The organism is Nitrospiria bacterium, from assembly GCA_035498035.1.
In the GTDB taxonomy this organism is placed as follows: Bacteria; Nitrospirota; Nitrospiria; order JACQBZ01; family JACQBZ01; genus JACQBZ01.
Genome location: DATKAN010000006.1, coordinates 1 through 13,332 on the forward strand (window position 1 = coordinate 1; position 13,332 = coordinate 13,332).

The window sequence follows — 13,332 nt, forward strand, 5'->3', positions numbered from 1 at the left end:
CGCGACGAGGGAGACCCAGTCTTCTTCCTGGAGCGCTTCGATGACCTCGAAGCCTTCCTGCCTTAACGCGGCCTCGACGTCGGGACGGAACTCGGCCAGGATCCCGCCCGTGACGAGACGGCCGCCGGGGCGGAGCTTTGACTTCAATTCGGGGAGCATCCGGATGATGGTGTAAGCGAGGATATTGACCAGGACCAGATCCGCGGGAGGGATCTTCGCGCCGAGCTCTTTCAGCGTTCCAAGATGAAGCTTGACGCGACCGGCGACCCCGTTTTCGGCCGCATTCCGCCTGGCCGCGTCGATCGCGGCGGCCTCGATGTCGAGCGCCTCGACGGATTCCGCGCCGAGTTTCACGGCCGCGATGGCGAGAATCCCGGAGCCCGTCCCGACGTCCAGCACACGCTGGCCGGTCTTAAGATATTTTTCAAGCGCCCTCAGGCAGAGCCGCGTCGTGGGATGAAGCCCGGTCCCGAAGGCCATGCCGGGGTCCATCGTTACCGCGATCTCGCTCTCCTTGGGGATGTACTTTTTCCAGGAAGGCACGATTACGATCCGTCGCCCGACCTTCCGGATTTGATAACCCTTCTTCCATTGCTCCGTCCAGTCCTCCCGGCCCAACGTGCGCGTCCGGGTTTCCGAAATCGGATATTCCTTCCGAAGATCCCGCAGCGCTCGCTCGACGCGGGAACGTTTCCGGTCCCAAACGGCGGCGGGAAGATAAATCTTGACCCAAACCGAAGAAGCAACCGGGTTATCTGAAAGCCGGGCCGCTCCCTCCGGCCGCAACTCGACCACGGCCCCGCCTTCGCCGTAAGGTCCAAGTTGCTCGGCGACGCCATCGCCGGCGGCCGGATCGCACTCGACGCCGATCTCGAGCCAGCGGTCGGCGTCGTCATTGTTCTTTGCGGATTTTTTTCTTTTTCTCGCGGATTTCGTCGAGCCGTTTTTTGATTTCTTTTTCGTGTCCGACCTCCTTGGGCTCGTAATACCGATCTTTTAATAGCCGATCGGGAAGGTAGTCCTGTCCCGCAACCTGATCCGGAAAATCGTGCGGATATTGATAGCCCTTCCCGTATCCGAGTGTTTCCATCAGGCGGGTCGGGGCGTTGCGCAGGTGAAGCGGGACGGGAAGGCTTCCGTGCTCCTTTGAGGCCTTGGCCGCTTTCTTGTACGCCATGTAGCTCGCGTTGCTCTTCGGCGCCGAAGCAAGGTAGGTGGCGGCCTGGCTCAAGGGGATCCACCCCTCCGGAAGGCCGACGGCGTGAAAGGCCTGCAGCGCGGCGACCGCGATCGGCAGCGCCCGGGGATCGGCGTTTCCGACGTCCTCCGACGCGAAGATCACCATCCGGCGCGCGATGAAGAGGGGGTCCTCCCCGGCCTCGAGCATCCGGGCCAGATAGTAGACCGCGGCGTCCGGATCGCTGCCCCTCATGCTCTTGATGAAGGCCGAGACGACGTTGTAATGCTCCTCGCGGTCCTTGTCGAAAAGGAGCAGGCGGTTCTGGGCCGCCTCCCGGACCTCTTTCTCGGTCAGATGCCGCTTCCCGTTTTTTTCGGGGCAGAGCGAGACGGCCGCTTCGAGGAGATTGAGCGCGCGCCGCGCGTCCCCCTCGGCCCAGTCGGCCATCTCGTTTAAGAGTTCCGGCGTCACATCGATCGCCATCTTACCCAGTCCGCGCTCCGTATCGGTGAGGGCCTGTTTGAGGACGCGGACGATATGGTCCGGGTCGAGGGGTTTCAGCACCAGCACGCGGCAGCGGGATAGCAGCGGCGCGTTGACCTCGAAGCTGGGATTCTCGGTCGTGGCGCCCATGAGGATGATCGTCCCGTCCTCGACGTGCGGAAGGAAGGCGTCCTGCTGGCTCCGGTTGAAACGGTGGATCTCGTCTACAAAAAGGATCGTCCGCTTGCCTTCAGATTTTTTCCGGGCCTTCGCCTCGGCCACGATCTCCCGCACTTCTTTCACGCCGGCCAGGACGGCCGAGAAAAATACGAAGTGGCATTTCGTGGCCTGCGCGATGATCCGCGCGAGGGTCGTCTTGCCGGAGCCGGGCGGGCCCCAGAAGATGATCGAGGGGGGATGGTCGGATTGAAGCACGGTGGATAGAAAATGGCCCGGGCCGACCAGATGCTCCTGTCCGACGAACTCGTTTAAATTGTTCGGCCGCATCCGCTCCGCGAGAGGAGGCGGAGGGCCTGTGGGTTCTTTGGCGTCAAATAAGTCCATGATGAATCCGTGTGGCGGGCGCAATCCCCGGCTGGAAGGCCGGAGTTTTTCAAATAGGATGGCACATCGCCCATGAATTTGCAACGCTGGCCGTTCAACGCAGAGGGGCGGCCAAAATTTCTTAAAGCCGCGTCCCCGCCGGAAGCCGGCTTGACAAATAAGGTAGGGCGTGGAATAATAACAAATGATATTATAAATAATGATATCAAACGGGGATCAGGGGCCATCGATGAATCGACTACGCAACTTCGGTTTTCTTCTCAAGGACGTAAGCCATAGGTATGTGCTTCGCTTCGAGCAGCGGGCGCGCGGGATTTCTCTGACCCTTCCGCAGTGCAAGGCGCTGGTCCGTCTTGAGAACAACGAGGGTGTCAGTCAGGCGAAGCTCGCTGAACTCGCCGATGTCGAACAGATGACGATGGTCCGCATCCTCGATCGCATGGAGGCCGACGGCCTGATCGAACGGCGATCGGATCCGGCGGACCGTCGAGCGCGCCGCCTCTACCTGACCGGGAAGGGCCGGACACTCCTCGACAAGATCTGGCGCCTGGCCGAGCTGACTCGCGCCGAGACCTTCTCCGGCATCAATCGAGAGGACCGGGAGGCTTTCATGGGTCTGCTGGAACGGATGCACCGCAATGTTTGCGCGCTCGAGGACCGGCCCATCACGTCCCCGGAGACGGTCGCGGACATGCAAACGAAACCGGCCTCCGCCAAGGGGTCGGGCCGTTCCCGCAAAACCCAAAGGAGAAAGTGACCATGGATGCAACGAACGTAAAGGACGAGGAAATCGGCGCCCCGCCGCAGCCGCCATCGCCGGACCGGCTACAGCGTCTGCGCCTTCCGTTGATGGTGTTCGGACCGACCGTCCTCGCCGCCCTCGCCGGCTTCTTCTATCTTACCGGAGGAAGATTTGAGGCCACCGACGACGCCTACGTACAGACCGCGCGTGTGGCCATCAGCGCCAACATCGCCGGACGGGTGCGGGAGATTGCCGTGCGCGACAACCAGTCCGTGCGCAAGGGCGACGTGCTGTTTCGCCTCGACGACGCACCGTTCCGCATCGCGGTCGAGGAGGCCCGTGCGCAGTTGGCCGCGGCCCGGCTTCAGATCGAGTCGTTGAAGGCGACCTACCGGCAACGCCGGTCCGAACTCACATCGGCGCAGGATACACTGGCGTTCCAGCAGCATGAATACGAACGGCAGCGGCGCTTGCTCGCTTCCGGCATCGCGTCGCAGTTACAGGTCGACCGTGCGCAGCACGCGCTTGACGAAGCCCGCACCCAGGTTGCGGGCGCGCAGCAACAGGTCAACGCCGTGGCCGCCAGCCTGGGCGGGAACCCGGACATCGCCCCGGACCGGCATCCCATGGTGCAGCAGGCACAGGCCCTGCTCGACCGAGCCAGGCTCAACCTATCCTACACCATCGTCACGGCGCCCGGCGACGGCGTCGTCACGCGCGTCGAGCAACTGCAGGTGGGCAGTTATATCAACGCCTCTGCGCCGGTGTTTGCGCTGGTGTCAACCGGAGACGTCTGGATCGAGGCGAATTTTAAGGAAGACCAACTGACCCACGTGCGGGCCGGCCAGGCGGCCCGCGTCAAAATCGACAGCTATCCCGGCAAAACCTTCGAGGGTCGGGTGGCCAGCGTCAGTCCGGGGACCGGTTCGCAGTTCTCGGTATTGCCACCCGAAAACGCGACGGGGAACTGGGTCAAGGTGGTCCAAAGATTGCCCGTGCGCGTAGAACTTGAACATCCCGATTCGTCCTATCCGCTGCAGGGCGGACTGAGCGCCAATGTCAGCGTCGATACCGGGTATCGGCGCCATCTTTTCGGGCCGGCCGAGGCGACTCCGGCCAGCGCTTCTACCGGAGTCAAGTGAATACATCTGCGGCCATAGGAGGCGAACCCGTCCGGGCGCCGCACCGGATGCTCATCACGCTGTCCGTGATGTTGGCCTCGATCCTGCAGGCCCTCGACAATACCATTGCCAATGTGGCGCTGCCGCGCATCCAGGGCACGCTGTCGGCGACGCAGGATCAAATGGCGTGGGTGTTGACCTCCTACATCATCGCCGCCGCCATTATGACCCCGTTGAGCGGATGGTTGGCGGGACAGGTCGGGCGCAGGCGAGTCTTCCTGATTTCGGTGGTGGGTTTCACCGTCGCATCCGCCTTGTGCGGATTGGCTCAGTCGCTGCCCGAGATCATACTCGCCCGGGTGTTTCAGGGGCTCTTCGGAGCGGCGCTGATCCCGATGTCGCAAGCCGTGCTGCTCGACATCAATCCGCCCGAGCAACACGGCAAGGCGATGGCGATCTGGGTCATGGGCATCACCATCGGACCCATCCTCGGCCCGGCGCTCGGCGGCTGGCTGACCGAGAACTACAACTGGCGCTGGGTGTTTTACATCAACCTGCCGTTCGGCATTCTTTCCTTCCTCGGTATTCTGGGGTTTATGCCGGAGACTCCGAATCGGAAATCCCGGTTCGATTTCTTCGGTTTTGCCGTGCTGAGTCTGGCCATCGGCGCGTTTCAGCTCATGCTCGACCGCGGCCAGATCCAGGACTGGTTCAATTCCCCCGAGATATGGATCGAGGCCATCGTGGCCGGCGTCTCGGTTTATCTGTTCGTCGTGCACATGATTACGACGGACAAGCCCCGGTTCGTGAGCCCGGCCCTCTTCAAAGACCGCAATTTTCTGACGGGCAACGTGTTCATTTTCATGGTGGGCGCCGTGCTGTTTGCGACGCTGGCGCTGCTGCCGCCCTTGCTGCAGGACCTTTTGAATTATCCGGTCGTCCTGACCGGTCTGGTCACCGCGCCGCGGGGCATCGGCACTCTTGTGGCCATGGTCCTGGTGGGCCGGATGATGGGAAAGGTCGACACACGGCTCCTCATCGCCGCGGGCTTCGGTCTCACCGCGTTTTCGCTGTGGCAGATGACGGATTTCTACCTGCAGATGGATCGTTCGCTGGTGGCATGGTCGGGCTTCACGCAGGGGCTCGGCACCGGACTCGTCTTCGTGCCGCTTTCGGCGATCACCTTTGCAACGCTGCCGCCGAAATTTCGCAACGAAGGGACGGCGTTGTTCAGTCTCATCCGTAATCTCGGCAGCAGCATCGGTATTTCTGGCGTGGAAACCCTTCTGACGCGAAATACGCAAATGATGCATTCGCGGCTCGCCGAACAGATCACGCCTTTCGGCGGCGTGCGGATCGCGCCGTCGCCGATGGCATGGTCGACACCCCCCGACCTGGCTATGCTCAACGAAGGCGTCAGCCGTCAGGCCGCGATGATCGCCTACAACAATGACTTCAAATTGATGCTGGTGCTCACGCTTTGCGCCATTCCGCTGGTCGTGCTGCTTCGCAGCGGGGGGCCGGAAAAAAATCCCGAGCCGGGAGTGATCGAATGACGCGGGGGGGATTCGGCAGGATGCTGGCCTCGGCCGTCGCCGCGGCGACGCTCGCCGGGTGCGCCGTGGGCCCTGATTTCGCGCGACCCGCGCCCCCGCGGGCCGATCGCTACACGCCGCAGCCGCTGGCCGGCGAGGCCGCGAAGCCCGAAGACGATTCCGCGCAGCGCGTGGTGCCGGGAGAACAACTCCGCCGCGATTGGTGGCGTCTGTTCCAGTCGGACGCGCTCGATGATGTCGTCAAGCGGGCTCTGGAGGGCAATCGCACGCTCGTCGCGGCGGCGGCCACGCTCGCGCAGGCCCAGGAACTGGCTGCCGCGCAAGGGGGGACCCTGGCTCCCCGGGTCGGTCTCACCGCCGGAGCCGGCAGGCAGAAATACGGCGCCGAGTTCCTCGGTCCCTTGCCCAAACCGCCGCCGTTTACCTATTTCGCGGTCGGAGCGACGGTCAGTTACGCGCTCGACTATACGGGAGGTTTCGCGCGCTCGGTCGAACAGCAATATGCGATCGCCGACTACCAGCGAAACCAGCTCGACGCGGCCTATCTCGCCGTTTCCGGCCACGCGGTCCTGCAGGCGCTGAAGATCGCCGAGCTCCGGGCTCAGATCGCCACCGTTGAGGCCATCCTGGATGAGGACCGGGAAAACCTGAACCTTGTGCAGGTCGCCTTTGACGCGGGGTCCGTATCCCATCTGGATATCGTGACCGCGGACAGCCAGCTCGCCAGCGACACGACTCTGTTGCCGCCTCTGCGCCAGGAACTGGATCTGGCGCAGCACGCCCTGGCGATCATCCTGGGGCGGCCTCCGGCCGGCGTTGCCCTGCCCGAACTCGACCTGTCGCACCTGACCTTGCCTCGGGAGCTTCCGGTAAGCCTGCCGTCGGAACTCGCGCACCGGCGGCCCGACATCCTGGCGGCCGAGGCCCAGTTGCACGCGGCCACGGCGGCCGTGGGCGTGGCCACCGCCAATCTTTATCCTCGCATCAATCTCACCGCATCGACCGGCCAACAGGCGGTCGACTTCGACCATTTGTTCGATCGCGGGAGCAACGTGTGGAGTTATACCGGGGGGCTTCTCGCGCCGCTTTTCGACGGCGGCACGCGGCGCGCGGAACGGAGAGCCGCGATGGACGCCATGCATGCCAGCGCGGCGAATTACGAACAAACGGTTCTGGCGGCGTTCGGTCAGGTGGCCGACTCGTTGCAGGCGCTCGACCACGACGCCGAACAGCTCAATGCCCAGGCCCACGCCCAGGATGCCGCGCGCGAGAATCTGGATCTGACGCGCGAGAGCTACAGCGAAGGCAACGTGGGCGTACTGCAGGTTCTCGACGCCGAGCGGCTGTATCAGCAGGCCCGCCTCGGCTATGTGCGCGCCCAGGCGCAGCGTTACTTGGACACGGTGCAGCTCTTCCTTTCGCTGGGAGGATCGGGACCGGGATCCGATGCAACCGGTGAAGACCACTCACACCCGTCGCCCCGTCAGCACCCCTGAGTCGGTTCCCTTCCGTCCTCAGCGATTCCCGTTTTTCCGATCCTGATATATAATTCTCTTCGTTTACGCGTCATCGCTGCGAGGGGCCGCGGCCATTGAACATGAAAGTATCCACGCCATCGATCCTTGCGTTTGGCCTGATGCCCTAGTCGCCCCGATAGGCGGGGCGGGCCCGCATTGATTTAATCCCGTGGGAATTGCTATGATCCTATACGCCCGTCATGATGAAATCGTCTCGACATTCAACCCATCCCAAATACGTTTTCCGGATCCTTTGTTTCATCGGAGTGTCGATCGGCTCGTTTTCCTGCTCGTGGCCGCCTTCCGGGATGATCTGGATCCCTTCCGGCCCCTTCACGATGGGAAGCGACGAAAAAGATGTCCAGGGACGGAGCATCGATCTGGGTCTGACCAAGCCCTGGTTTGAAGACGAGGGGCCGGCGCATGCCGTCACCCTCCCGGGGTACTACCTCGACCGCACCGAGGTGACGAATCAGAACTTCGCGGACTTTGTCCGCGCGCGGCGCGCGCAAGCTCCCGAGTCCTGGAAGGGCGGGACTTATCCTGCGGGCCTGGATCGTTATCCCGTGACCGATGTGACCTGGTACGAGGCGGCCGCGTACTGCCTGTGGGCCGGAAAACGCCTCCCCACCGAGTCCGAATGGGAAAAGGCCGCGCGCGGACCCAAGGGGTTGATCTACCCGTGGGGAAATGCGTTCGACGCACGGAAGGCCAACCTGCTCTCGGACGGCCCGCGGCCGGTCGGGTCCTTTCCGCAGGGGGAAAGTCCGTATCGCGTGGAGGATCTGGTCGGGAACGTCTGGGAATGGACGGCGGATTGGTATCAACCGTATCCGGGCAATACGCGTCCCTCCGACAATTACGGACAGCGTTTCAAAGTGATCCGCGGAAAATCCTGGACCCAGGGTTTCGGCCATCAGCACGCGGATGAAGCGCAGGAAATCACCGCGCACGAGGCGCGGGCGTCCTATCGTCTTTATTATGACCCGGGGTTCAGTTTCGGGGATCTGGGCTTCCGGTGCGCAAAGAACGGCTGATTTTTGACAAACGGTTGACCGTCTGTAGGGGCTCGCGTCGCCCCCTCCCCCGGCAAAGCCGGATGGAGCCTCCCCCTCTCGCTCGCTTTGCTCGCTGCTTTGACAAACACTCTCCGTTCAAGTAAAATCGACACTCTTGTACCGCAGCCTGATCGATTCGAGGTCGCATGTCGAACGGCAGTCTCTGGAATCGGCTGGATCAATGGACCCGCTTGAGCCGCCTCTCCTTTCCGGTCCCGGCCCACGCGAAAAATCTCGGCTACTGCCTCGGCGGAATCACGCTGACGGGATTTTCCATTCTGTTTCTGACCGGCCTGATCCTGGCCCAATTTTTCAACCCCCAGCCGGACCAGGCCAACCGCAGCGTCCATTACATCGCGGAGCAGGTGAGCGGCGGACGGTGGCTCCGGTCCTTTCATTACTGGACGGCGCAGGCCGTTATCCTTTCGATGTGCGCGCACCTTCTCCGGGTCTTCTACAGCGGATCCTACAAGGCCCCGCGCATCCTGACCTGGTATTTTGGAACGGCGCTGTTTTTCACCGCCACGATGCTGTCCTATTTTTCGGGCACCGTGATCAAATGGGACCAGGAGGGGTCCGAGGCGCTGGAGCATTTCCAGTTCGTCGTGGGCCTCCTGGGGCCCCTCGGCACCCTGCTGGGGGAAGGCCTGACCCAAAGCGTCTCGATGAATGTCCGGATGTACAGCTTTCATGTCACGCTGGCCCCGCTGCTTTTGATTTTTCTGGTCGTCGGCCATTTCTATCTGATCCATGTCTTCAATATCTCGCCCCTTCCGCGGGGACCGCATTCCAAAATGCCCGAGGTCCCGAAGGCCGAGCTGACCGGGACCTTTACCGAACACCTCCTCGGGATCGTCCGCTTCAGCCTCATCTTCTATGGCCTGGTCGCGATCCTCGCCGCGATCGTTCCCGCGTCGCTGGGGCCCGCGGCCACGTCCGAGGCGACCGGGGTGAAACCGCCCTGGATCTATTTGTGGCAGTACGGCGTCGAGAATTTTCTGGGGATGGCCGGGATCCTGTACAGCACCCTGCTGCTGCTCCTGCTTTTTCTCATCGTGCCCTTGCTGGACCGTGGACTGAACCGCGATCCGAAGGACCGCAAGGGCGTTCTGGCGCTGGGGGCCCTGACCGGGCTCGTCCTCCTGAGCCTGACCCTCTATGGCTGGCTTTCCCCCAAACAGGTTCATCACGGCCACGGCCATGGCCACGGGGGAAATATGGAAGAGATGCCCGGGATGGAGATGAATGAAGCGCCGTCCGCCGGGGATTCTCACCCCGAATCCGTCCCGCCGAATGAACATCATGATGACCATCACGACGAGCCCCCGGACCATCCCTCCGAACAAGAGGCGCACTGACCCGATATGAACGAATCCCGGTTTCGTGACATCGTAAAAGAGGTGACGGCGCTGGCCGAGGGAACGGCCGTCGAAATCCTGTTTGCCCTGCAACGGGAAGGCCTCACCCGCTTCGGGAACAACATTGTTTCCCAGCACATCGATACCGGGAACGCCGAGGCGGTGATCCGCGTTCAAAAGGGGAGGCGCCAGGGACGGGCCAGCTGCAATCAGTTCGACCGCGCCACGCTGGAGCGGACGGTGAGGAAGGCCGTCGCGATCGCGGCGGTCCAGGCGGAAGACCCCGCGCTTTTGACCTTCCCGGAACCCCAGTCCTACCAGCCCCTTTCCCATTCCGTTCCGGCGACGCTGGCCGTCGCACCGGACGAAAAAGTGGATCAGATCCGCCGCGCCGTCTCGCTCTGCAGGAGAAAAAAGACGACTGCGGCCGGGATCTTCTCGCACGGGATGCAGGCGGTGGGCCTGGCGAATTCCAGCGGCCTCTTCGCCTACAACGATTACACCTCGGCGAGCTTTAGCGTGACGGTCATGGCCGACGACAGCTCCGGATGGGCCGACTCGACTCAACCGAACATCCATGCCGTCCATCCGGAGGTCCTGACCTCCGTCGCCCTGGAAAAGGCCCTGGCCGGTCGCCGTCCAAGGGCCCTGCCGCCGGGGGAGTACGACGTGATCCTGGAGCCGGCCGCGGTCGCGGAGCTGCTGCTCTTCATGGCCTGGGACGGCTTCGGCGCGCTGCCGTATCTGGAAGGCCGCAGCTTCGTGTCGGGAAGGCTGGGCCAAAAGATCTTGAGCGAGAAGGTGATGATCGTGGACGACGTCTACAACCACCAGACGCTCGGTCTGAATTTTGACTACGAGGGCATGCCGCGTCAACGCGTCGTTCTGGTGGACGGGGGCGTGGCCAAGGCGGTGGTGCATGACCGGAAGACGGCGAAAGAGGCCGGAACGGAATCGACCGGCCACGCGTTGCCGCAGCCGAATACCAACGGCCCGATGCCGCTCAATCTGATGCTGGCCGGGGGCGATTCGTCGGTGGACGAGATGGTCGCCTCGACCGATCGCGGGCTGTTGATCACCCATTTTCATTACACGAATATTCTCGAGCCCATGACCTTGATGATCACGGGCATGACGCGGGACGGCGTTTTTTGGGTCGAGAAGGGGAAGGTCAGGCATCCCGTGAAAAATTTCCGCTTCACCGAGAGCGTCGTGAAGGCCTTCAATCAGGTCGAGGCGCTCGGCCGTGAGACGGTTTATGCCCACGCCTTCTGGGGCGGGGGGATCGTCTGCCCGGCCGCGAAGATCCGGGGGTTTAATTTCTCGAGCGGGACCCGATTTTAATTGGAACGCAGGGGCGCACGGCCGTGCGCCCCTACATAAGAAGGTGTAATCCATGCGTGACCTGACCGCCATCGCACTGAATGCCGCCAAACGCCACGGGGCGTCGTACGCCGATATCCGGATCCTGCACATCACGGTCGAGGATCTGACCGTCCGGAACGGCGAGCTGGGCGATATCCGACAGGACGAATCGCTCGGGATCGGCGTGCGCGTGATCGTGGACGGGGCCTGGGGCTTCGCGGCCGGCCCGTCCCTGAGGAAGGAAGATATCCGCAAGACCGCCGTCCAGGCCTGCCGGATCGCGAAGGCCAGCGCGAAATTGAAGAAAGACCGGGTGCGTCTCTCGAAGGAAGAGGTCGTGGACACGGCATGGCAGACCCCGGTCGTGATCGATCCCTTCAAAGTTCCCGTGAGCCAGAAACTCGACCTGCTGTTTCGGACCGATGAGATCCTCCGGAAAGACCGCCGCATCAAGGTCGCCGAGTCCACGGTGGGGTGCGTACGGGAGCGGCAGTGGCTGGCGACGAGCGAAGGGACCTTTATCGACCAGACGCTGACCCGTACCGGCGCGGGTTATTCCGCGACGGCCGTCGAGGGCGGCGAGGTCCAGAAGCGGTCCTACCCGATGAGCTTCGGGGGACAGTACATGGGAATGGGCTACGAGCTGGTCATGGGACTCGCCTTGATCGAGAACGCCGAGAAGACCCGCGAGGAGGCCGTGGCGCTGTTGACCGCGAAGCCCTGCCCTTCCGGAAAGAAGGACCTGATCCTGGACGGGACCCAGCTCGCGCTTCAAATCCATGAATCGATGGGCCATCCCTCGGAGCTGGATCGGGTCCTCGGACTGGAGGAAAATTACGCCGGCCGGAGTTTTCTGACGTTGGAGAAGTACAAGAAGTTCCGTTACGGCTCGGATCGGGTGACCCTGATGGCCGACTCGACCGTGCCGGGGGGGCTTTCGACCTTCGGTTACGACGACGACGGCGTACGCGCGCAGCGCTGGCCGATCGTCCAGAACGGGATCTTCGTCGGGTATCACACGAACCGCGAATTCGCCCCGGTGATCGGGGGGTCCAGCCGCGGAGCCTGCCGCGCCGATTCCTGGGCCTCGCTCCCGATGATCCGGATCACGAACCTGAGCCTGATGCCGGGCGACCGGACGCCGGAGGAGCTCATCGCCGACACGAAAGACGGGATTTTCATGTGCACGAACAAGAGTTGGTCGATCGACCAGATGCGGTACAATTTTCAGTTCGGATGCGAGATCGGCTGGGAGATCAAAAACGGAAAGCTCGGCGCGATGCTAAAGAACTGCACCTATCAGGGGATCACGCCGGAATTCTGGGGCTCCTGCGACGGGGTCTCAAACGGCGATCACTGGACGCTCTGGGGGGTCGTGAACTGCGGAAAGGGCCAGCCCGGTCAGACGGCCGAGATGTCCCACGGCGCCGCGCCGGCGAGGTTTCGGAAGGTCACGGTGGGGGTGACGGCCTAGAAGAACGGTGAGTTCGTGTTGCGATTTTCCTGAATGAACCTGGTCAGCCGGGCCACGGAACTTCTCGGGCCGAACCGGGTCGAGAAGATCATCAGCTTGTTGAGCAGCCCGGGGATCACGACCGCCTTTCCCTTCATCATCCCGCGATACCCGATCCGCGCGACTGTCCCGGCATCCATCATCTTCCAGGGTTTGTAAAGGATCGTATTTTTAACACGGGCCCTATTCTGAAATTTTGTCTCCGTGGCGCCCGGGCAGAGCGCCGTCACCGTGATGCCCGTACCGCGAAGCTCCTCGTTCAGCGCCTCGGACAAGGACAGCACGTATGCCTTGGTCGCATAATAGACGGCGAAGAAAGGTCCCGGCACGAAGCCCCCGGCCGAGGCGACGTTCATAATCCGGCCTTCTTTCTTCTGAATCATGTACGGAAGCAGCCGTTTGGTCAGGTCTGTAAGGCTGACCATGTTGACCTGCATCATCCGGACTTCCTCATCCAACGCCGTTTCGGCGAACCGCCCGTAGACCCCATATCCGGCGTTGTTGATCAGGACATCGATCTTGATGGATTCCTTCCGAAGCTCCTGGATGATCGCCTCGGCCGCACGCGGTTCGGAGAGATCCGTTGAGATTGTTTTGATCGATACTTTGGGCTCTTCTTTTCGGATCGCCTCGGCCGCTTCCTCAAGTCGTTCCCCGTCCCTGGCCACCAGGACGAGATTGTAGTCGTCCCGGGCGAGCAGCCGGCCGAGCTCATACCCGATCCCGCTTGAGGCGCCGGTGACGAGGGCCGTCCTCCCTTGATTTGAAATGGGCGACATACTCGTTAAGTAGAATATGAATCCGGCCGGTTGTCAAGTTTTTCCGGATCACGGGGCCGTATAATCCGACCCATCCTTTTTTGATATTTAGGGCTT

Annotated in this window: 11 protein-coding genes; 8 read left to right on the top strand and 3 right to left on the bottom strand. The window is 62.4% G+C overall.

Annotated elements, in window-relative coordinates; genetic code table 11:
* Together prmA and VMN77_00430 are read right to left on the bottom strand one after the other, a co-directional pair.
* The coding region (prmA, locus tag VMN77_00425; GenBank protein HTN42242.1) for a 50S ribosomal protein L11 methyltransferase at positions 1-993 on the bottom strand (993 nt) is incomplete at its 3' end.
* Complete coding sequence (locus VMN77_00430; GenBank protein HTN42243.1) at positions 893-2,227, bottom strand: replication-associated recombination protein A; 1,335 nt, start codon at positions 2,225-2,227, stop codon at positions 893-895. The genes prmA and VMN77_00430, both read right to left, overlap by 101 nt.
* 229 nt (positions 2,228-2,456) lie before the next feature.
* On the opposite strand from VMN77_00430, the gene VMN77_00435 reads away from it, so the two are divergent.
* The 8 genes from VMN77_00435 to VMN77_00470 all read left to right on the top strand — a co-directional run bounded on the left by VMN77_00435 (position 2,457) and on the right by VMN77_00470 (position 12,418).
* Positions 2,457-2,984 (top strand): MarR family transcriptional regulator, encoded by a 528-nt coding sequence (locus VMN77_00435; GenBank protein ID HTN42244.1) that lies wholly within the window; start codon positions 2,457-2,459, stop codon positions 2,982-2,984.
* A 2-nt stretch (positions 2,985-2,986) separates the two neighbouring features.
* The gene (locus tag VMN77_00440; GenBank protein ID HTN42245.1) at positions 2,987-4,111 is read left to right on the top strand and encodes an HlyD family secretion protein; all 1,125 of its coding nucleotides are present in this window, start codon (positions 2,987-2,989) and stop codon (positions 4,109-4,111) included.
* Positions 4,112-4,158: 47 nt separating this feature from the next.
* On the top strand, positions 4,159-5,646 hold the full coding sequence (locus VMN77_00445; protein HTN42246.1) for a DHA2 family efflux MFS transporter permease subunit: 1,488 nt from the start codon (positions 4,159-4,161) through the stop codon (positions 5,644-5,646).
* A gap of 20 nt (positions 5,647-5,666) precedes the next feature.
* Positions 5,667-7,142, top strand: coding sequence for an efflux transporter outer membrane subunit (locus VMN77_00450; GenBank protein HTN42247.1), 1,476 nt, complete (start codon positions 5,667-5,669; stop codon positions 7,140-7,142).
* Positions 7,143-7,363: 221 nt separating this feature from the next.
* A complete protein-coding gene (locus tag VMN77_00455) occupies positions 7,364-8,200 on the top strand; it encodes an SUMF1/EgtB/PvdO family nonheme iron enzyme (protein ID HTN42248.1) in 837 nt (278 codons plus the stop codon).
* 167 nt (positions 8,201-8,367) lie between these two features.
* Positions 8,368-9,579, top strand: coding sequence for a cytochrome b N-terminal domain-containing protein (locus VMN77_00460; protein ID HTN42249.1), 1,212 nt, complete (start codon positions 8,368-8,370; stop codon positions 9,577-9,579).
* Between the two features lie 6 nt (positions 9,580-9,585).
* Positions 9,586-10,923 carry a TldD/PmbA family protein gene (locus tag VMN77_00465; protein ID HTN42250.1) on the top strand — a complete coding sequence of 446 codons (1,338 nt, stop codon included), beginning with the start codon at positions 9,586-9,588 and terminating at the stop codon, positions 10,921-10,923.
* 52 nt (positions 10,924-10,975) lie between these two features.
* A complete protein-coding gene (locus VMN77_00470) occupies positions 10,976-12,418 on the top strand; it encodes a TldD/PmbA family protein (GenBank protein HTN42251.1) in 1,443 nt (480 codons plus the stop codon).
* Here the strand turns inward: VMN77_00470 and VMN77_00475 are convergent.
* Positions 12,415-13,236, bottom strand: a complete 822-nt coding sequence (locus VMN77_00475; GenBank protein HTN42252.1) for an SDR family oxidoreductase — start codon at positions 13,234-13,236, stop codon at positions 12,415-12,417. The genes VMN77_00470 and VMN77_00475 overlap by 4 nt on opposite strands.
* Positions 13,237-13,332: the final 96 nt, after the last annotated feature.